Annotated in this window: 14 protein-coding genes; 13 read left to right on the top strand and 1 reads right to left on the bottom strand. The window is 28.7% G+C overall.

Annotated elements, in window-relative coordinates:
* Positions 1–8: 8 nt before the first annotated feature.
* The gene (locus AACK87_RS02560) at positions 9–1,508 is read left to right on the top strand and encodes a lipoprotein (protein ID WP_338971196.1); all 1,500 of its coding nucleotides are present in this window, start codon (positions 9–11) and stop codon (positions 1,506–1,508) included.
* 116 nt (positions 1,509–1,624) lie between these two features.
* Positions 1,625–4,285, top strand: a complete 2,661-nt coding sequence (locus AACK87_RS02555; RefSeq protein ID WP_338971193.1) for an HAD-IC family P-type ATPase — start codon at positions 1,625–1,627, stop codon at positions 4,283–4,285.
* 27 nt (positions 4,286–4,312) lie between these two features.
* Here the strand turns inward: AACK87_RS02555 and AACK87_RS02550 are convergent, their stop codons facing one another.
* Entirely contained in the window at positions 4,313–5,320 is a 1,008-nt protein-coding gene (locus AACK87_RS02550) for a hypothetical protein (RefSeq protein ID WP_338971191.1), read from the bottom strand.
* A gap of 92 nt (positions 5,321–5,412) precedes the next feature.
* Between AACK87_RS02550 and udk the strand changes: the two genes are divergently transcribed.
* From udk to AACK87_RS02495, 11 genes are all read left to right on the top strand, one after another.
* A complete protein-coding gene (gene udk / locus AACK87_RS02545) occupies positions 5,413–6,051 on the top strand; it encodes a uridine kinase (RefSeq protein ID WP_338971189.1) in 639 nt (212 codons plus the stop codon).
* Positions 6,051–6,518, top strand: coding sequence for a hypothetical protein (locus AACK87_RS02540; RefSeq protein ID WP_338971187.1), 468 nt, complete (start codon positions 6,051–6,053; stop codon positions 6,516–6,518). Before udk ends, AACK87_RS02540 begins: the two co-directional genes overlap by 1 nt.
* A gap of 83 nt (positions 6,519–6,601) precedes the next feature.
* Entirely contained in the window at positions 6,602–8,542 is a 1,941-nt protein-coding gene (gene parE / locus AACK87_RS02535; protein WP_338971186.1) for a DNA topoisomerase IV subunit B, read from the top strand.
* A 22-nt stretch (positions 8,543–8,564) separates the two neighbouring features.
* The gene (locus tag AACK87_RS02530) at positions 8,565–9,554 is read left to right on the top strand and encodes a hypothetical protein (RefSeq protein WP_338971185.1); all 990 of its coding nucleotides are present in this window, start codon (positions 8,565–8,567) and stop codon (positions 9,552–9,554) included.
* Positions 9,555–9,568: 14 nt separating this feature from the next.
* Positions 9,569–12,061: a DNA topoisomerase IV subunit A gene (parC, locus tag AACK87_RS02525; RefSeq protein ID WP_338971183.1), complete on the top strand. Its 2,493-nt coding sequence runs from the start codon at positions 9,569–9,571 to the stop codon at positions 12,059–12,061.
* A gap of 327 nt (positions 12,062–12,388) precedes the next feature.
* Entirely contained in the window at positions 12,389–14,584 is a 2,196-nt protein-coding gene (locus AACK87_RS02520; protein WP_338971181.1) for an AAA family ATPase, read from the top strand.
* A gap of 13 nt (positions 14,585–14,597) precedes the next feature.
* Complete coding sequence (gene scm1, locus AACK87_RS02515; protein ID WP_338971178.1) at positions 14,598–15,848, top strand: motility-associated protein Scm1; 1,251 nt, start codon at positions 14,598–14,600, stop codon at positions 15,846–15,848.
* A gap of 93 nt (positions 15,849–15,941) precedes the next feature.
* Complete coding sequence (locus AACK87_RS02510; RefSeq protein ID WP_338971175.1) at positions 15,942–17,567, top strand: hypothetical protein; 1,626 nt, start codon at positions 15,942–15,944, stop codon at positions 17,565–17,567.
* Between the two features lie 161 nt (positions 17,568–17,728).
* On the top strand, positions 17,729–18,232 hold the full coding sequence (locus AACK87_RS02505) for a hypothetical protein (protein WP_338971173.1): 504 nt from the start codon (positions 17,729–17,731) through the stop codon (positions 18,230–18,232).
* 22 nt (positions 18,233–18,254) lie between these two features.
* The gene (locus AACK87_RS02500) at positions 18,255–19,913 is read left to right on the top strand and encodes a hypothetical protein (protein ID WP_338971170.1); all 1,659 of its coding nucleotides are present in this window, start codon (positions 18,255–18,257) and stop codon (positions 19,911–19,913) included.
* A 16-nt stretch (positions 19,914–19,929) separates the two neighbouring features.
* Positions 19,930–20,676 carry an ABC transporter ATP-binding protein gene (locus AACK87_RS02495; RefSeq protein ID WP_338971167.1) on the top strand — a complete coding sequence of 249 codons (747 nt, stop codon included), beginning with the start codon at positions 19,930–19,932 and terminating at the stop codon, positions 20,674–20,676.
* Positions 20,677–20,773: the final 97 nt, after the last annotated feature.

The following is a 20,773-nucleotide window of genomic DNA, read 5'->3' as shown; positions in this document are numbered from 1 at the left end:
AGGTAAGTATGAAAAAATTACTAATTATCTTAGGTTCTCTTGGTATAACAGCTTCCGTTGGTGGAACTGTTGTTTCTTGTGAATTTACAAAATCTGGGGTTGTCAATCTTGGCAATCTAAAATCACCTTCAATAGAAAAATTTGCAGATCAAAAATCAATTGATCTAGAATATTTAAAAGCCAACAAAAATTTAATAACTGGACTTGAAAAAATTAATCCTTCTGAGATTAAATTTGAGAACTTTAAAAACGATGAGGTTAAAAAAACAATCACAGTTGATATTGTTTCATTGGAAAATTCCAAAACAGTGAGCGGAAGCATTAAAAATCTTGAAATTAAAGTTGTTGAATATGTTAAAAAAAATGTAAAAAATATTATTACTGAAATGTCATTGGGAGAAGTCAGTACTAAAAATACTGTCCCAAACAGTCAAGAACTAATAAACGCTATTAAAAAAAGCAATTTTCATTCATTAATAAATAACGTTTTCAGCCAAACTGAAGGATTTTCTTTTGATAATGTTAAAAATGATAGCTTTACTTTAACTATAAGCAAGGAATCAAAATACTTAGTTGAAAATGAAAAAATTGATTTTAAATATACTTTAAAATCTACAGCAACAGAAAAAATTAAATTGGAAACTCTTTTAAAAAATAAAAATATTGGAGAATTTAAAATAAGTCGCGAAAAACCCAGAGCTGATGAAGTTATGGAAAAACTAATTTTAAGTAATAGTGATCTGGTTAGATACAAATCTCAATTAGAAGTAACAGACATTCAATCAACAAAAGCTACCATTAAAGTAAAAAGCAATTCAAACGAATTGGTTCAAGGTGGTAGTGTTGAAGTTAATTTTATTTTAAGAAATAAATTAGAAGACATAGTTATTGAAAACAATTTAGGAAAATTTTTAGTTGAAAAATCACTGCCAACTAAAGAAGAAGTTATTGACAGATTAATTGAAAAGAATCCGAATATTGGCAATTTTAAAAGTAGCTTAACAATTTTAGGAAATCTAAATCTGACAAGTGCGACCATATCGGTTAAATCTGATTCAGTAATTTTAATTCCAGATTCAAGTATTACTGTAACTTATGTGGTTGAATCAAAATTACCAACTTTGAAAAGTTTAATAAAAGTAGACAAGGTTGGCATAATTCAAAAAACTGAAGAAGAATTTACAATTGATGATTTTAAAGTGATCTTTATTGAAAAAAATCCTGAAATTGCAGAATACATGAATGATCTTAAAATGAAAATGAATACTTCATTTGGAAGCGTTGACATTACTGTAATACCAACTTCAGAAAAGCTATCAATTTTTGATAGTATTAAAATATTTTTTAAATTAGTAACTGATAAACCAGAACCGGAAAGCAAACCTGAAAGTAAACCGGAAAATAAACCGGAAAATAAACCTGAAAGTAAACCTGAAAGTAAACCCGCAGTTATTGCTAGTCAACCAACTGAAAATATAACAAATCCAAGTACCACTTTAAAATCGTAATTAAATTCATTGATTAATTATTCTCGAGATTTTCATAATCTCGGGTTTTATTTTTTTCAAGTTATTTTAATTTAAATGGTTTTTAATATAAAATTATATTTAAATGAGGTAGTTCTATGAAAAAAAATAGTAAATTTTCAAAAAGCGATATTACAGATAAGATTTTAACAGCTTCAAAAATGGATATTAACGATTTAAAAAAAGACATAGATGTGGTTGATTGAGGTTTAGATGAAGAGGAAGTATTTACAAGAAGAAGAATACAAGGGGAGAATGTGCCCATCAACAAGACTTTTAATCATTTTCAAAAAATTATTACAGCGCTTTTTGCTCCTTTTAACTTACTGCTTTGGTTTATTGCTATAATCCAAATCTTCATTTACTTTACCCAGGGTTATGAAAAAATTGATATTATTTCATTTAGTATAATTATATTTATGGTGGTTCTTTCAGCTTCTGTTGATTATATCCAGGATTTTAAAGCTTATAAGATGAATCAAAAGTTAACACAACTGATTGATAATAACGTTTTTGTGTTGAGAGAAAAAGTTGAAGTTTTTTTTGATAATAACAACCCAAAAATGATGAATAATTTAAAAATGATTAATGAAAAATATTTAACAGTGGGAGATGTTGTTTATCTATCAGCGGGTGATAAGGTTCCGGCAGATGCTAGAATTCTTTGAAGTAACAATCTCACAGCCGATCAATCAGATTTCACTGGTGAAAGTGAATGAATCCAAAAATCAACATCTCAAATTAACGAATCCAGTGATAACGTTTTTGAACTTTCAAACATTATTTTTCAGAACTCCAAAATAACTTCAGGTAGTTGCTATGCAGTAATTTTTTCAATTGGTAAAAATACTTATGCAAATTTAATGAGTGAGGAAGGGGTCGAAGATGATGTAACCGAATATGAATTGGGACTAAAAAAAGTCACTAAAATTTTACTTTTAACTTTACTAATTGTTTTTCCTGTGGTATTTTTAATATTGTTTTTCAAAACCGGATTAATTATTGGGTCATTAGTATTTGCGATCAGTTTAATTGTTTCAATAACCCCAGAATCTCTCCCAGCTATCATGACTTTGAATTTACACGAAGGTGCTAAAAGACTTAAGGATGCAAAGATTGTTGTTAAGAATAACTCAACAACCCAAACTTTAGGGGCGATTGATATTTTATGTACAGATAAAACCGGAACTTTGACAGACTCACAAATTAGCTTGCATAGCTATTTAGATTTAGATTTAAATAAAAGTAATGAACTTTTAGAATTTTCATTTTTAAATTCTTACTTTCAATCAAATATATCAAACGCAATTGATAAAGCTATTTTAGAACAAAACCCTTTTGATGAAAAAAAAATAGAGGAAACTATTTTGATAGACGAAATTCCCTTTAATCACGAAAGAAGAATGGTCTCGACTTTATTGCTTAAAGATAAAAAATACTTACAAATCACTAAAGGGGGAATCGACGAGATTATTCAAACTTTAGGTTTTTTAGAAAATGAAAAAAAATCTGGAGCCATAAAAAACCCAGATAAGGATTTAATTTTAAAAAAAGCTAAGGTTTTTTCAGATCAAGGTTATCGTGTTGTTGGTTTAGCATTCCGTGAAAGTTTAAATAAATTTGAAGTTAGCGAGATTGGTTTGACATTTTTAGGTTTCTTAATTTTTACCGATAATATTAAAAAAGATGTTGACAAAGTCGTAGAATTGATTTATAAAAACAATGTTGACTTAAAAATTTTAACCGGTGATTCTGTCGACAATTCATTATTGGTAGCCAAAAATGTCGGGCTAAATAATCCTCAAGCAATTTTGGGAAAAGATTTAGAAGGCTTAAAACAAAATGAACTTAAAGAAGTTGCTTTGAACTATAATGTTTTTTGTAAACTAACCCCGTTTCAAAAATCTGAAATTATCAAGACTTTACAAGATGAAGGTCACTGCGTTGGATTTTTAGGGGACGGAGTAAATGACGCTAAGGCTTTGAGACAAAGTGATGTGGGTATAAGTGTTAATACAGGTTCTCCAATTGCGAAAGCTAGTGCGGATGCTATTATGTTAGAAAAAGATTTGCTTGTTTTGGAGAAGGCGTTTCTGCAAGGTCGCCATATTTTTACTAATGCAATTAAATATATTAAGATTTCAGTTACAAACAACTTTTCGTTAATGCTAACTTTAATAATCGCATTGTTGTGATTTGATTTTAAACCAATGTTGCCGTTGCACTTATTAATGCAAAATCTATTATATGATTTCACTAATCTAATTTTTGTTTGAGATAATGTTGATAAAGAATTAATTGTCAAACCCAAAAAATGATCAACTAAATCAATTTTACCATTTGCTATTTTTAATGCGATTGCAGCTACAACGGTTTCGATTATTAATTTTTTAATTATTGGTTATGGATTTGGACTAGTAGGACAAATTAATGCGGGAGACACCGAAGCCTTAAAAATGTTTCAAGCAGCTTTTTTCATAGAGAGCTTTTTAACTCATATGATTATCTCAATTGTATATCGAACTGAAAAAATTTCAATTTGACAAAGTAATGTTAACTGAATAATTTTATTCATAATTTCTGGTTTCACAATTATTGTTTTTGGAATGGTTTTTATTCCAAATTTAAATAATAGTTTAGGTTTCAAAGCTCCTCCAGCATATTGATTAGCTATCATTTCAGGATTAATGATAGCGGCTTGATCTCTTGGTGAAATAAATAAAAAACTTTATATTCAAATTTTTAAGAAATGAATATAAAGTTCTGTTAGTATTTACTTTGTGGTTCTAAAAACGAGTAGGCCAAATATCTAATTTAAAAAAATTGTAAATTTTTTCCATGTCAATAATTTTGTTGAATTCATAAATGCTTAAATGAATTAAATACAGAAAGTAAAACTTAATCATTCAACCATCAAAAGAATCGATTAATTTACGATAACTTAGGCGAATTAAGTTGCTTTGCATCTTCTCTTTAAAATCATTAACCAATTCCATCGCTTTCAAAAGATTTCTTGTAGAGTCCTTAACCTTAAAATACTCGTTTTCTCTATTTTTCTTAATTTCAAGGTATTCCAAATAAAAAGTTATAAAGTACTTGTCGGTCTTGTCAAAAATAAATTCACCATTTTTATTCTCAAAATTTTCATTTCAAAATTGCTCTAATAATTGAGCGCTAAATTTATAGAGAACAAAGAAGGAATAATTATTATACAAAATAAGTTCAGAAAATCCTTGTTCTAAAAAATATTTTTCCAAATCATGATTCATACTTTTGAAATTATCATAAATTATTTCAAAATCTTTTAAAATTCCCAATGCTGAATTTGATTTACTCTTTTTTAATTGCTTTCTAAAAATTTTCAAATAATTTTCAAACTCTTTTTGAAATTCAACAATGGCTGTAAAATCAAAATCATAGTCAGAAATATTTTTAAATCCAATTTCCTTAGTTCCAAGTTTTTGCAAAAATTCATAAGTAATGAAACTCATCTTTTTGTGTATCATCGCTAAAAAGGGGATAGACTTTCTGACTGGCTCATTAACAACTTTATTTATATAATCAGCTTTCACTTGAGAAAAATACTTGTTTCTTTCTTCTGTGGAAAGTCTTAATAATTCAGAATTATTCAATAATTTGGCATTTTCTGGATCTTCGTGCTCATTTACTTTAATTTCCAAGGGATCATACAAATTTTGAATCCCATCAAAATCTGAGACAAGTTTATAAAAATTGTGAATTGTAAAGAATTCTTTTAATTCCTTGATTATTTTTTGATTTTCGTCTTTTTTCATAGGCACCAACTTAATAATATTTTATCAAAATTTACAAAAATTTTTTATTTTTCAAATTAATGTTAAAATGATTAATAGTTTAAAGGAGTCAAATGGAAAATAAAAAAACAAGTATTATTATCATTTCCGGAGGAAGTGCTAGTGGTAAAACTACTGTAGCAAAAAGAATAGCGAATGATATTCTCAAAGGAAAATCGGTGATAAATTTATCAATGGATAGTTATTATCGTGATTTTAAAAAAGATGGAAAGATTGAAACCGAGGATATCAACTTTGATCATCCTGACTCTATTGATGTAGAATTATTAGTTTCAGATTTGAAAAAACTTCAAAATCGCGAAGCTATTGATTCTCCAGTTTATGATTTTACAACTAGTTCAAGATTGAAACATAAAAATCATATTGAACCAGCAGATGTAATTATCTTAGATGGTATTTTAGCTTTACACGTGGAAAAGATTCGAGAACTAGGAGATATTAAAATTTTCATTAGAACCCATGATGATATTCGATTAATTAGAAGATTAACCAGGGACATGAAAGATTATGGTCGTAAATTTGACGACATTGTTAATAAATACTTGCAAACAGTTAGACCGATGCACGAATATTTTGTTGAACCAAGTATTAAATATGCAGATATTATCATCCCATACTACGAGGGTAATGAGGTAGCTGTTGATTTAATAGCAACAAAAATTGAAAGTCTGTTAAAAAGTAGGGATAAATAATGTACTTAAATGAAATAAATATTCTGGAGACTTCAACATACATTATTGGTACAACATTACTTGGGGCTGATGATAATTTCTATTACTTATTAAATTTGAAAAAATTAGGTAAAGGTGAACCCGACTATTTAAACTACTTTAAATCTGATATTTTTGAATTAAAAAATGATGAACAAAATTGGTACTGAGATAAAATGGTTTCTAACTGTTTATTTGATTTATCAGAACTAGAAGTGATAACTATTAAAGATGAAACTGCTTTACTAGATCAAAGTTGGGAAATTAATACAATATTGAAATTATCAAGGAAAAAGGCACAAGATTTCAAACTAGCAAGATATATTACAAATTACCAGCTCAGCGATTTGCTTGAAGCTGTGGTCAGTAGAATAGATAAAAATAACGATTATTACCCAATTTTTAAGGATAATAGCGTTGTTTTAAGGGATTTAATCCTAGATAATTAAAATTAATAAATAAAATAGTTAAAAAATTTGCTATTTTGTCAAAATCTATTTATACTAAAAAAAGTTTAAGAGGTGGATTATAAATGTCAGAAAAAAAGGACTTATCATATAACGAAGATAGTATTCAGGTCTTAGAAGGCCTAGATGCGGTTCGAAAAAGACCAGGAATGTACATCGGTTCAACTGATGTAAGGGGTTTGCACCATTTAGTTTGAGAAATCGTTGATAACTCAATCGATGAGGCTCTTGCAGGATATGCAACAGAAATTCAAGTTGTCTTAGAAAAAAATGGTTCAGTTACTGTAACTGATAATGGTCGTGGAGTTCCAACGGGTAAATATCGCGATACAAACCAATCAACTCCAGAAATTATTTTTTCAGTTTTACATGCTGGAGGTAAATTTGGAGGAAGTGGTTATAAAACTTCGGGTGGACTGCACGGAGTTGGATCATCAGTTGTTAATGCTTTGAGTAAAAAGTTCAAAGTACAAATTAACCGTGATGGACAAATTTATTCAATTAAATTTGAAAAAGGTGGAAAATTAGCAGAACCATTAACTGTAATTGGTCAAACTAAAACTACTGGAACAAAGGTTAATTTCCTACCAGATGAGGAAATATTTTCAACAACTAAATTTAGTTTTTCAACTATTTCAGAGCGCTTAAAAGAATCAGCATTACTTAATTCAGGATTAAAAATCAAACTACGTGATGAAAGAAGTGACAAACAAGTTGAATATTTCTTTGAAGATGGTTTAGTGGAATTCGTCAAAGAATTGACCACAAATCAAAAACCAATTACTGGTCCAATTCTAATCAAGGGGGCTGCAGAAGAAATTGAAGTTGAAATTTGTTTACGATACACAGAAGATTATAATGAAACAGTGCTTGGTTTTGCCAACAACGTTAAAACTGCTGATGGGGGAACTCATGTATCTGGTTTTAGAACTGGACTAATTAAAGCTTTAAATGAATATGGTAAATCAGCTAACTTGATTAAAGAAAAAGATCGAAAACTTGATTCCACAGATATAAAAGAAGGTTTGAATGCTGTTGTTACTGTAAAAATTCCTGAAAACTTAATTCAATACGAAGGACAAACCAAAGGTAAATTAGGAACTAGTGAGGCTAAGAGCGCCACTGAGACAATTACTAATCAACACTTTAGTTTTTGATTACAAGAAAATAAAACAGTCGCTGTGATTATTATTGAAAAAGCACTACTTGCTCGAAAAGCTCGTGATGAAGCTCGAAAAGCTCGTCAAGCAATTCGTGATTCAAAAAACAAATCTAAGACTAGGGGAATGTTGGGAAAACTTACTCCAGCTCAAGGAAAAAACAAAGATAAAAATGAATTGTTCTTAGTCGAAGGAGATTCAGCGGGAGGTAGTGCTAAATCTGGAAGAGATAGAACATTCCAAGCGATATTGCCACTACGAGGAAAAGTAATTAACGCTGAAAAAACCAAACTAATTGACTTACTAAAAAACGAAGAGATTAGTACAATCATTACAGCAATCGGCGCTGGAATTGGTTCGGATTTTGATATCAATGATGTAAATTATGGTAAAGTTGTTATTATGACGGATGCTGATACTGATGGAGCGCATATTCAAGTTCTACTATTAACATTCTTCTTTAGATACATGAAAGAGCTAATTCAAAATCACAAGGTTTACTTAGCTTTACCACCACTTTATAAATTAACTTCAACAAGCAAGAAAAGTGATTTTTACTACGTTTGAGATGAAGAAGAACTAGCAAAAATTCTTAAAACTTCAAAATCAAAATATGAAATTCAAAGATATAAAGGACTTGGAGAAATGAATGCAGATCAACTTTGAGAAACAACCATGGATCCAACTAAAAGAAAATTAATTTTATTAACAATCGAAGATGCCCTGGCAGCAGAAAAAGCATTTAGAACCTTAATGGGTGATGATGCTGAAATCAGAAAAGAGTGAATTGAGGAAAACGTTAAATTCACTTTAGAAGATGATCAAACCGAACTAATTAGCAACTAACTTTAAAAGGGAGTGTGAAATTATGGATTCAAATTTAGATAGTTTGGACAAAAAATATAATTTATTAATGAAACGTTTCAAAGAATATGATGAAGTAAATTTAAAATTGTCAAAATATCCGATATTTAATTTTTATTATCACACAAGTTTTCGTGAAGGAAACTTAGTTTACATCGAAATTTGTGAGGGTCAAGTTGGAGCTGAGAAAAAAGTCTTAGATCAAACCAACAATGATGAGTCCTTGATGATTGACCTGAGTAAAAACGATGAAGTCATTTGAGGTATTTATACAAGTAAGTGTTTAATTAAAAGAAGTGAAAGTAATTTGAAAAAAGCAAAAGAATTTTCAAAACCAGATGCAGGTTTAATGACTTATAATCCGGTTAAAAATTGTTATGTGCCAAATCCCAAGATAGAATCAATTTTGCAATTAAATAAAGATTTTCAAAATGAAATTTATTTAACCAAGGTTGACATTCTAGCAATCATTTACTTTTTGAAAAATTTCGTTCGTTCTAAAAAATTTGATCAAGAAATTGTTGATTTGGATACTAAACAAATAATTATGCTAGTTGAATCAATAACCCAACGCTTTGAAAAAAACTTTGAGTTATTAGATCGAGTGGAAGGGGTTCCTCACTGGGAAGTCAAACTAGATCAAAGCAATAAAAACGAAGTGGTTTTAAATTGTAAAGAAATTATCATAACAGCTTCCAACAATAATAGTGATCAAGTTCAAATGAGCAATGTTATAAAAGCAAATTTATCTCAAAGGTCACAACTGGTTGAACTTTACAATCATTTACGCAATTACGAAGAGTGCAATATTGTTTTTCTAGAATTTGCCAAAAAATTAATTGTGAGAAATGAATTCCCATTCTATTATCAAAATGAAAAAACCAAGGAATGATGGTTAACAAAATTGGGTGAGAAAATTTTAGAAGACTTTAACTTATTGGATTTCTTAAATTTTGAAACTGTTAACGATTTACTATCAATGGATATTAATTAAAAGGAGATATGAAAATGTCAAAAGAAGAAAATAATTTATTAAGTGAGCAAGGAATTCTTGATTATCCACTAGAAACCATCATTGGTGAGAGATTTGGTCGTTATGCAAAATACATCATTCAAGAAAGAGCATTACCGGATGTAAGGGATGGTCTAAAGCCAGTACAAAGAAGAATTCTTTATGCCATGAATGAACTTGGAATTACAAGTGATAAGCAACACAAAAAATCAGCTCGTATTGTTGGGGAAGTTATTGGTAAATATCACCCCCACGGTGATGGATCGGTTTACGATGCTTTAGTAAGAATGAGTCAAAGTTGAAAATTAGGAAGTCCCTTAATTGATATGCAAGGGAATAATGGTTCAATTGATGGTGATTCAGCAGCAGCGATGCGTTATACTGAAACTCGATTGGCAAAACTTTCAGGATTACTTTTAAAAGACTTAGAAAAAAACACTGTGCTTTTTGCACCCAACTTTGATGATTCAGAAAAAGAACCAACAGTTTTACCAGCCTACTTTCCAAATATTCTAGCCAATGGTGCTAGTGGAATTGCTGCGGGTTATGCTACAAATATGCCACCCCACAATTTAGGAGAAATTATTGATGCGACTGTCGCTTTGATAAATAAACCTAATTTAACTTTAAGTGAAATTTTAAAAATAGTTAAAGGGCCAGATTTCCCAACTGGGGGAACTGCTCGTGGAATTGAAGGGATTCAAAGTGCATTTGATTCAGGAAAAGGTCGACTATTTATTCAATCAAAATATCACGAAGAAAATGGTCACTTAGTAATTACTGAAATTCCTTATGAAGTTGTTAAACAAGATTTAGTAAGAAAAATTGGAGAAGTTGTTGATGCCAACCCTGGTATTGGGGTAAAAGAGGTTAGAGACGAAACTGATCGTACTGGACTAAGAATTGTAATTGAGCTTGGTGAAGATGCAGAATTTGAAGTTACACGTAAATTCTTATTCAAAAATACTCCACTGCAAGTTTCTTATAACTACAATAATGTTGTGATAGTTAACAAACAACCAATGCAATTGGGAATTGTAGCAATTCTAAAAGCTTACATTGAACACCATAGAGTTACTTACACTAAACGTACTGATTTTGAATTAGCAAAAGCTTTAAAAAGATTAGAAATCATTGAAGGTCTTATCAAAGCAATTTCTGTCCTTGATGAGGTTATCGCGATAATTCGTGGTTCAAGTAATCGTGGCGAAGCTATTACAAACTTAGTAGCTCGCTTCCAATTTTCTGATGTGCAAGCTGGAGCTATTGTAGACTTACGTTTATACCGTTTAACTTCAACAGACATTGTGAAATTGCAAGAAGAGCAAGCAAGTTTAAACGCTCAAATTGCCAACTTTAATTTAATATTAAGTGATGTTAATGCAATGAACAAAGAAATCATTGAAAACCTTAAAAAAATTAAAGAAGAGTTTGGTGTGCCTCGTCGAACACAAATTATTGATGATATTGAAACATTAGATGTAGAAATAAAACAAACAATTGTTTCAAAAGAATTTACTATTTGAATTTCACGAGATGGATATTTAAAAGCACTTGAAGCAGGTCAAATTGGGAAATTTGGTTTTGAAGATTTCAAAAGAAGACCAAACGATTTATGAATCTCATGTGTTCCGGCAACAACTTTAGATCACTTAATCTTGCTATCATCAGCTGGAGTATATTATTCAATCCCAGTTTTCAAAATTAATCCAAGTAAGTGAAAAGAAACCGGAATGCACTTAAACCAAATTGCAACCATGAATGGAAATGATAAAATTGTGGCGGCTTTTGTAGTAAATAGTTTCACAGACGCCAAACAAGAAATTTTAGTTGCCTCAAGAAACGCTTTAATCAAACGTACTCCAATTGAGGGAATGCAAACTAAAATGTCTTCAAAAGCATTTAAAATTATGAAACTTTCAGAAGGAGATGAACTAGTTTCAGCTTCTCTGGTTACTTCAAAAACCAAGTTTGTAACGATGGTTAGTGAAAATGGATTCTCAGTTCGCTATGACATTGAAGAAATCCCTTCAGCTAGTGTAACTGCCAAAGGTGTTAAATCATTTTCAGCCAAAGATGAAAAAATTATTGCTGGTAAAGCCTTTGATAATGAAGATGTTGTGATCATTACCAATAAAGGTAATATCAAAAAAATCAAGGCTGAATTGATTCCGCTGATGAACCGTCCTAAAAAAGGGGTTCGTTTATATCCTTGAAATAAAAAACGCGATGAGTTTGTTAAAGACTTATTCCCAGCCTTAAATAATGAAATTATTAACCTTTTAGATGAAAATGATAATATCATTCAACTAAATATCAATTCAATAAAATACTCAGATTTAGAAGAAATTAACAATGACTTAGATATGGGTGAAATTGATACAGCTATTATTGAAAAAAATTACATTATTCAAAATAACGATATTCCTAAATTACCTCGCACTTCTGAAAATGAAAGTGAAACCGATGGTGAAGTAGAAAAAAAGTAACTACCCCAATTGAGCAGGTAGTTATTAAAAAAGCTGATAAAATTCGTGAAAAAGAATACTTAAACGAAATAAATCACGACTCGACCACTGAGAGTATTAATAACCCTCAAAAGCCCTTAAATGAGCCTAAAAAAGAGGTTAAAACTCTTGTTTTCTCAATAAATAATTTAAATAAAATTAATTTAGACAAATTTAAGACAAATTCAGAAGATTCCCAAGAAGATGATTTTGAAGATTGATTCGAAGACGATGATTAATTAAACTAATAAACCGCATTTATTTTCATAAATGCGGTTTATTTTATTTATAATAATCAAGGAGGCAATTATGAGTACAAAGGTTTTTAGAGGATTGTTAGTAAAGTTTCTGTTCATTAACGAAATGGGTTGAGGAATTGGTCTGTTTATAGATGAGAACAATAAAAACCAACAAATGAAAATCAAGGGTCAAATCGGTCAAATGCGATTAAAGGTCATTTACGAGGTTAGTGGTTTTTTAGATGAACACCCCAAATATGGTCAATCTTTTGAAGTCCAAAATTTTAAGGTGGCTGATAGTAACACGATTAAACAAGCAGTTGGTTTTTGATCTTCAGGAATTTTTCCCACAATCGGAATTAAGACTGCTCAACTAATTGTTGAACACTTAGGAATTGATGCTATTATTAAAATTCGTAAAGACCCAGAATTAATTAAAACCGTTCCTGGGATATCTGAAAAAGCTTGTCAAATAATTATAGATGTTGTTAGCAAAGTTGATACAGAACAAGAGTTGGTTGAGATTTTCACAATGAATGGTTTAAAAATAAGCTTTTTGCAGTTAATGTTAAAATGACATGAAGATAAAAATGAAATTAGTGAAATTTTAAATTCAGATTTTTATGATTATGCAAGAAAAAATAATTTTCAACCATTTTTAGAAGTTGATAAAATTGCCTTATATTTTAACACCCCCCAATATGGACCTCAAAGAGTGGGCGCTTGAGCTTATGAAACTATTAATAATATATTGTTCACTAGTGGTGACACTTATACAACCAAAAATATTTTGGTTGAAGAAATTCAAAAAAGACTAGCGGTTTCTTTGGATGTTGTTATGCAAGCGTTAATTTATTGCAAAGAACAAAAAATTTTGGTATTCAATAATCATAGAATATATTCTGCAGAAAGTTGAAATGACGAAGAACTTATTGTCAATAGTTTATCCAAAATTCAAAGCCAAGCGGCTTTACCAATAATTAATCCAATTGAATTTGAAGTTCTAATAAAAGAGGTTGAAACTGAAATTGGATACAACTTTAAAATTTTAGACTTTAAATATGATGATTCTCAAAAAAAAGCTTTAAAAGCGTTTCTAGAAAATAATATCGTTATTTTAACAGGGGGACCTGGAACGGGAAAAACCATGGTAATAAATGGTATGGTTAGAATGTTTGAAAAAGTTTATGGTTCTAGTAATTTTGCTCTAGCAGCCCCAACTGGAAGAGCTGCTAGTCGTATTCAAGAAACTAGCGGCTATAAAGCAACCACAATTCACAAACTTCTTAAAGCGAGTGGGGATGATGCTTTTGAGGTAAATGAAGCCAATCCAATTTTCTTAGATTTAATTATTTTAGATGAGTCAAGCATGTTGTCAAATCATTTATTTTCCGATTTTTTAAGAGGAACTGATTTTGCTAGAAAAATGGTTTTGGTTGGAGATGTAGATCAACTGCCAAGCGTTGGTTATGGAAATTTATTTGAAGATTTAATAATTTCAAAACAATTTGCCACAATCACTTTAAGTAAAATTTTTCGTCAAGCTGAACAAAACGATATTATCGAGTTAGCTGCCCGAATTACTAGTAATCAAGCAGAAGAGTTTAAAAATAAGAATCTAAATAATATTGATTTTTTATTCAGTAATAATAACGAAGAAAATGTTAGAAACTTAATAGATACTTACCAAAAGCTTTTGGCAACTCAAGAAGTCAATAATTTTAATCATGTTCAAGTTTTATCTCCTTTCTATAGAGGGGAATTAGGGATAAACATGATAAATAATATAATTCAAGAAAAATTTAACAAAAACATTAAAAATAATGGTAAAATTTTTAAAAAGGGAGAGACAAAAATAACAAAAAACGATAAAGTTATGTACTTAAAAAACGACTCTGTTCTAGAACTTTCAAATGGGGATATCGGTAAAATTGGTGATATGAAATTTGAAAATTCAAAACTAATCGATGCCACTGGTGAGTTCAATGGACGTGATGTCAGCTTAAAACTATCAAATTTTTCAGAGATAACCTTGGGTTATGGTGTTAGTGTTCATAAAAGCCAGGGAAGTGAATACAATAATGTGATATTAGTGTTAGATCCCGCAGCGAACAATCACTTTTTAAGTAAAAAAATAATTTATACCGCTATAACAAGAGCTAAAGAGCATTTGTATATAATTGGTGGAGAAGATGCTTTTTGAAGTGGATTGAACAAAACAACCAAACCAAGAAATACAACTTTAGTTGAGAAAATAATAAAATAAAGGAGAGATATGTATGCGTAATAAAGCCTTAACAATAGCCACAATAATATCGGGTTCTGCTTTTTTGCTTTGTTTGATTGTAACTTTTTCCTTAGCTCCAGCAATTAATGTTGATGAGATAATTGCACAATTAAAGCCAAATGGGGGGCAGATAAATAATGATTATTGGAATCTAATCGAAAAAAATGTTGATGATCCGTTCTCTTTGGCATATTTCTCGCTAGGATTCTTCTCATTTAATGGAATGATAAAAATTGGTGTTTCCTCTGTTTTTGGAGCTTTTGTATTATTCTTAGTAATTTTGTTACCAATTAGTTCAATCTTTATCTTCTTTTTTGGAGGAATCTTTTGTTACAAAATATTAATTGATAGAACTAAACAATATCGCTATGACGAAATTCGTAACATTAATCGCTTTATAATTTATATTGCTGGAATCAGCGCCATAGTTTTCTTACTAATTGGTTTTCTAATTTTTCTACCAATGGAAAGTAACTTGAAAGAATCGGGACTACTAACAGCTTGAGATGGAACTCACAATGATAAAGTAATTGTTAACACAAACTTGGTTCACGTCTTTGAGTTCATTACCGCATTAAAATTTATGTTTGGATCAACAATGACTGGAATTTTAAGTCCAGGAATTAATGATCAACTTCATGAAATTGGGGGAGCGTTTGCTAATTCAAATATTAATGAATCGCAAATGATCGCTGGATTGGTGTTTCTAATTATTCTAACTCCAATTTCTTCAATTTTAGCAATCAATGCAATCGTATTTAGATTTGGGGCGATGTACTCAAATAAAAGTTATCAAGAGATTGAACACTTTCATAATTGACTTGATTATCGTGGAATTTATACTCGCCGAGAATTTAGAGAAATGATTTTTCACAATGTTTGATTCTGAGTGGCAGTAGCTGGATTCGGAATTTCAGTACTAGCCCCAGGAGTTATTCATAGCTACTCAAACCCGAGTGGTTACATTGTCACAGTTGTTGTCTTAGTGATTGCTTTTCTGACTTTCATTCCAACAATAGTACAAAAGATTTTGATAAATAAAATATTTAAGTTATCTCAGCACAAGATTATGTTTTATCAACAGCTATTATTAATAGTTGTAGGAATCATTATTCAATTAGTTTTATGAATTGGTTTTAAAGATATTTTTAATTATCCAGAGACTTTCGCAGTGTTCATCCCAATAACATCAATTACAATTGGATTGATCTCGCTAACATTTTTCATAAAAACAAAAATATAGATTTAAAAAAATAACGTGAGATACGTTATTTTTTTATTATAAAATTTTGATTAAGTGATAGAATAAATATAAAGGGAGATAAAGGTAATTCTGATGAATCATATCTATTTATTTTGACTTAAAATAAAAAAAACATTAATGTTAAAGTCTACTTTAATAGCAATGGGTTTTTTTGTTCTAATTAGTATTTTGTTTTCGCTTTTATTAATGATAAATTCTTTAAATATTAAGACAGTTGATCAATTATCAACGAATTGGTATATTTGACTTTCAGTAAAAAACTTTTTTCAAATAATATCATTAGGATTAATAGTTTTAATGGTGGCTATTAGAATGTTCGTTCATGACGTTGAAAATGGTATATTAAATTTACAGTTACGTTCTGGAAGAAAATCTATCTCAGTATTTCTACAAAGCATACTGGCTAGTTTGGTAATTATTTGAAGTTTAATAATATTTACTTTTATTTTAGATTTGACAATAAGTATGTTTAATCCCTTTAAATACTTTATCTCAAAATCCATTGGTTCTTATTTAGCATATATTGTCTTTAGTTTTACATTTATTAGTTTTTCATTGCTGATCATATTATTATTCAAAGTTACTTACTCATTTGTTTTTTTAATTTTAATTGTATTCAGTCTTTCGTTTTCCTCAATGAATTATTCGTTATTCACATCTCAAAAGCAAAAAGACATTCAATCAACACAAGTTAGTGCTGAATGGGAAGTTTATAATTCTATGCAGTACTACAAAATATTAAAACAAAATAACTTGTATGATGAAATGAAGGAATCTGTAGAGCAGCTTTATAATGAAGATGATAGTAATGATTGATACTCAAATTATTTCAGTCTTACCCAATTGCCAAAAATCGAATTTGAATTTATTAAAACAATTAAGAATTATTCTGCTGCTGAATTTAAAGTCAACGATAGTGATTCAAAAGGACTTCCATTTATAGATATTAAAAATTTTAATTATCTTGAATTTTATAAAATTTATGACTTTCAAAAGGTTTTACCGCAGTTAATTTCCTCAATTGAAAAATCAAATGATGAAAAATCCCGAAGATATTTACCAATTTTTTATTTTCTCAAAGAACATGAAAAAGATTTAATCTATTCACTTTATTTGGAAACAGACAATGAATTAAATCTTTTGCAAAGAGGACGTTTTATTAGCCAAGAAGTGTTTGAGTATTATGACTATAATTATGGTTCAATGTATGCAAGTTGGTTAGTAATGAATTTTACTAAAAGTGTCTTTTCTGTTTCAGATCAATTAATTGAGTACCTGTTGGATAATTCTACTTCAATCAACAAAATTAACTTTTTGATCAATCCTTGATCAAGACTACCACAGATGATAATCTTAAACGATCAAAATATTTATTTAGACAATATTTTTCAGTCATTAAGTTTTTCTGGTTATGGGGGCAAAGTTAACGGTCATATAAATTTTGAATTTAAACCTGGATACGAAGATATTTTGGATGAAATTATCAAAAGCGAAAACAAGATGAAAATCAAAAATGGTTTTGAGCCAGATTTTAAAAATATTAGCAATAAAAATTATCAAAGCTTTTATGATTTAATCGATAATTTTAAGTATTCCAGAGATATAGCTATTTGATTGGTATTTACAACAGATATTCTATTTGGTATTTTTATTATGTCTTTAAGCTATTTAATATATAATAAAAAATATTTAAGATAAGTAGTATAATAAAATTAGGTATGGAAATAATACCAAAATAAGGAGTATATATGAAATATTTACTAACAATACTTTTTTCAACGAGTATAGTTACACCAAACGTGGCAAACTCTGTTTTAAACTACCAAGAAATAGAAATTAACAACAAATTAAATTCTTAATTGGATCAAAATGAGGAAAATGTAAGAGAGCTATGTAATGGTAACTTTGGTGTTACTGAACCAAATGGTGGAAATATTGCTGTTTTGAGCGCATCTAGTGGTTGAAGTAGCGGTTGAAAAGAAGGGACTAAAGTTAACAATAAAAAAATTGGTAATATAAGTGATTATGATGAAAGCTTTGAATGCATTTCCAAGTATAGAGGGCTTGCTCTCAGAGGTGACATGTGAGCCGAATTTGAAAATGGTAAAAAGCGCGAAAATCTCGATGGTATGGGTATAAATCAAAAAAGAGTAACAAGCGATTATGTTCAATTTTATGACACAAGAACATTTAAACGAAAAAAAGGTTGAGCTTCTCAAAAAGTTGAATTAAAACCAGAAGTGTATGTTTATAAGGCTTCTGGAAATATTTACTTTTCTTGTTATACAAGAGCTTATTCGACAGGTTCAGTAAGTAATGTTTATCTAGACGCAAAAATTAAAAGAATTGATTTTATTTATTAAAAAAAATTAGAGGGAGGTAATTATGAAGGAAAGTAATTTATATTTTAAAATGTTTTGACATAATTTTAAAATTACATTTAAAAAGCCACTAATAATAATTATTGCGGGGCAAATTATTCTTTCAAGTTTAATTATCTCCGTTTTATTTTTGCTGTTATTAAATAATCAAAGCAGGGGTGAAAATAATTCAATTGAATTGGCTTTGAACATTTTGGCGATCAAAAATTTTATTCAAGTTATTTTATTTGGTATTTTTCAAATAGTATTGGTTATTGAGTTATTCCATTATCAGATTTTAAATAAGAAAATTAATTTAGAAATGCGTTCTGGTAAAAGTCAGATTAATATTTTTCTTGAAAAAATCATATTGATAATTTTATTAAGTTTAATTTTATTCTTTATTATTTTCGCAATTGATTTGTCGATATTTTATTGAAGCAGTTATAATTCAATATATTTTCATAATCTTTTTTCATATTTATTTTATTTTTATGTAATACTATTAATTAGTGTTGTTGCAATCTTATCCACAATGCTATTCAAGTATATTAATGCTTTAATAATTTCAATGACACTAACAGTTATAATTGGATTTTCTCAAATATCTGGATTTACTTATGCTTTTTTAGGAAGCGATAACAAACTTGAGTTTAGTGAAAAATCTAAAAAAGCCAACATTGAAATAAGTCTTGCGTGAGATTATTTTAATATTTTAAAAAATACTTCAGAGTTTGATTCATATTTTGATTATTTTTCAGAAGTTTTTAAAAATGATGAAAAAGATTTAAATGATATTTTTTCAATGCAAAAACTAGATTCAAATTATCCAGAGATGATTCAAAATATTAATAAAACTTTCAAATCAGACCAAAAATTTATTTGAAATAGTGATAATAAATCAAGTGCTTTACCTTTTAACAACAATAGATATTTTAACTACAATAATTATTTAGAACAAGATTTTAAGAAAAGCTTTAATTTTCTAGTTGAAAATTATCAGGGAAGTGAAAGTGAATTGAGATTGTTGATTTTTATAAATGAACGTATTGAGGAACTTGAAAAAGTTTTACTATTTAACAATCAAAATGATTTAATTTTCATTAGATCATCTTTTTATAAGGAATATTATTTTGATTCAGATCTATGAGAATATTTTAATAACAATTATGGCGCTGTCTTTGCAACGTGATTGATTTTAAATTTAACAAATAATATTTTTAATATTTCTGAGAATCTTATCAGTTATATGAAACAATACAAAAATGAAATCAATAAAAATTTGAAATATGATTTAATTTTTAACCCGCTAGCTTCTTTAAAAATTATGAGTCAAGGCCAACATAAAAATCTTGAGATTGATAGTTTGATTAACGGATATCAAGTAAATGTCTTAAACTATTCGTTAAACAATAATTTTATTAAAACAAATTATTTAAATGAGCATTTGGATTTGGTAAATGAAATTTTAAAACCAATTGAAGAAGAAGATTTCGGTAAATCAAAATTTCAATTAGATTTTGAAAGTAATGATCAAGGAATTAAATCCTATTATGAACTTATTGAAAACATTAAATCTGTTTCAGTGGTCCCTTTTTGGTCGGTCTACATATTTAATTTTTTAATGATTATTGGAATTGGAATTGCTAGTTACTTTGTTTTTAGAAAAGCAACATACAATTAAAAGGGGTGTGAAAAAAATGTTAGAAATTAAAAGATTGTGAAAAGTTTATAAGAATGGTTCTGGAATAAAAGATGTTTCTTTCAAAATTAGAAAAGGTGATTTAGTTGCCTTTGTTGGCGCTAATGGTGCAGGAAAAACAACGACTATTAAAACTATTTTTAAGGAAATAAAAAGTGATTCTGGATCAATTAAATACGATAATCATTTGATAGAAAAAAAAGATTTGCGTAAAATGGCTTTTTTTCCAGATTCCAATAATATTCCTTTGGACTTAAAAGTTAATGAATACATCGAATTTGTCGGGTTACTTTATGGAATTAAAAGTTCAGATATAGAAAACGCTCGTATTAAGTTACTTAATATGCTAAAAATTACAGACCTTGGTGAATCAAAATTAAAGGATTTATCTGCTGGGGAGAAGAAAAAAGCAATAATGGCTGCTACTTTAGTTTACAAACCTGAGTTAATTATTTTTGATGAGCCAACAGCAAATTTAGATGTTAAATCAAAAAACGAATTCCTTACAATTATTAAAAAATTACATGACCAAGGTATTACAATAATGATAACTAGTCATTTAATTGATGAATTGCAACTGATTTCAAATTGACTGGTTATTATCGATGCTGGAAAAATCATTTATAATGCAGAATTTGATAATGAAACACAGAAAATAATTGATATTCATAACAAATTAATCGGCAAAGAAAATCCTGATTTGAATCAAATTGACGATTTTTATGGTAATAAAAGTAATACTTAATTCAATACTTGGATTAAGTATTTTTAAATTCGATAGAAATTGTTTCAAAAAAAGAGTTAAAATTATGATGTATAATAGCAAATTAGAAGAGGTGTAG

The sequence above is a fragment of the Spiroplasma endosymbiont of Panorpa germanica genome (genome assembly GCF_964019765.1).
In the GTDB taxonomy this organism is placed as follows: Bacteria; Bacillota_I; Bacilli_A; order Mycoplasmatales; family Mycoplasmataceae; genus Spiroplasma_B.
This window is presented reverse-complemented; position numbering and strand designations above follow the sequence as displayed.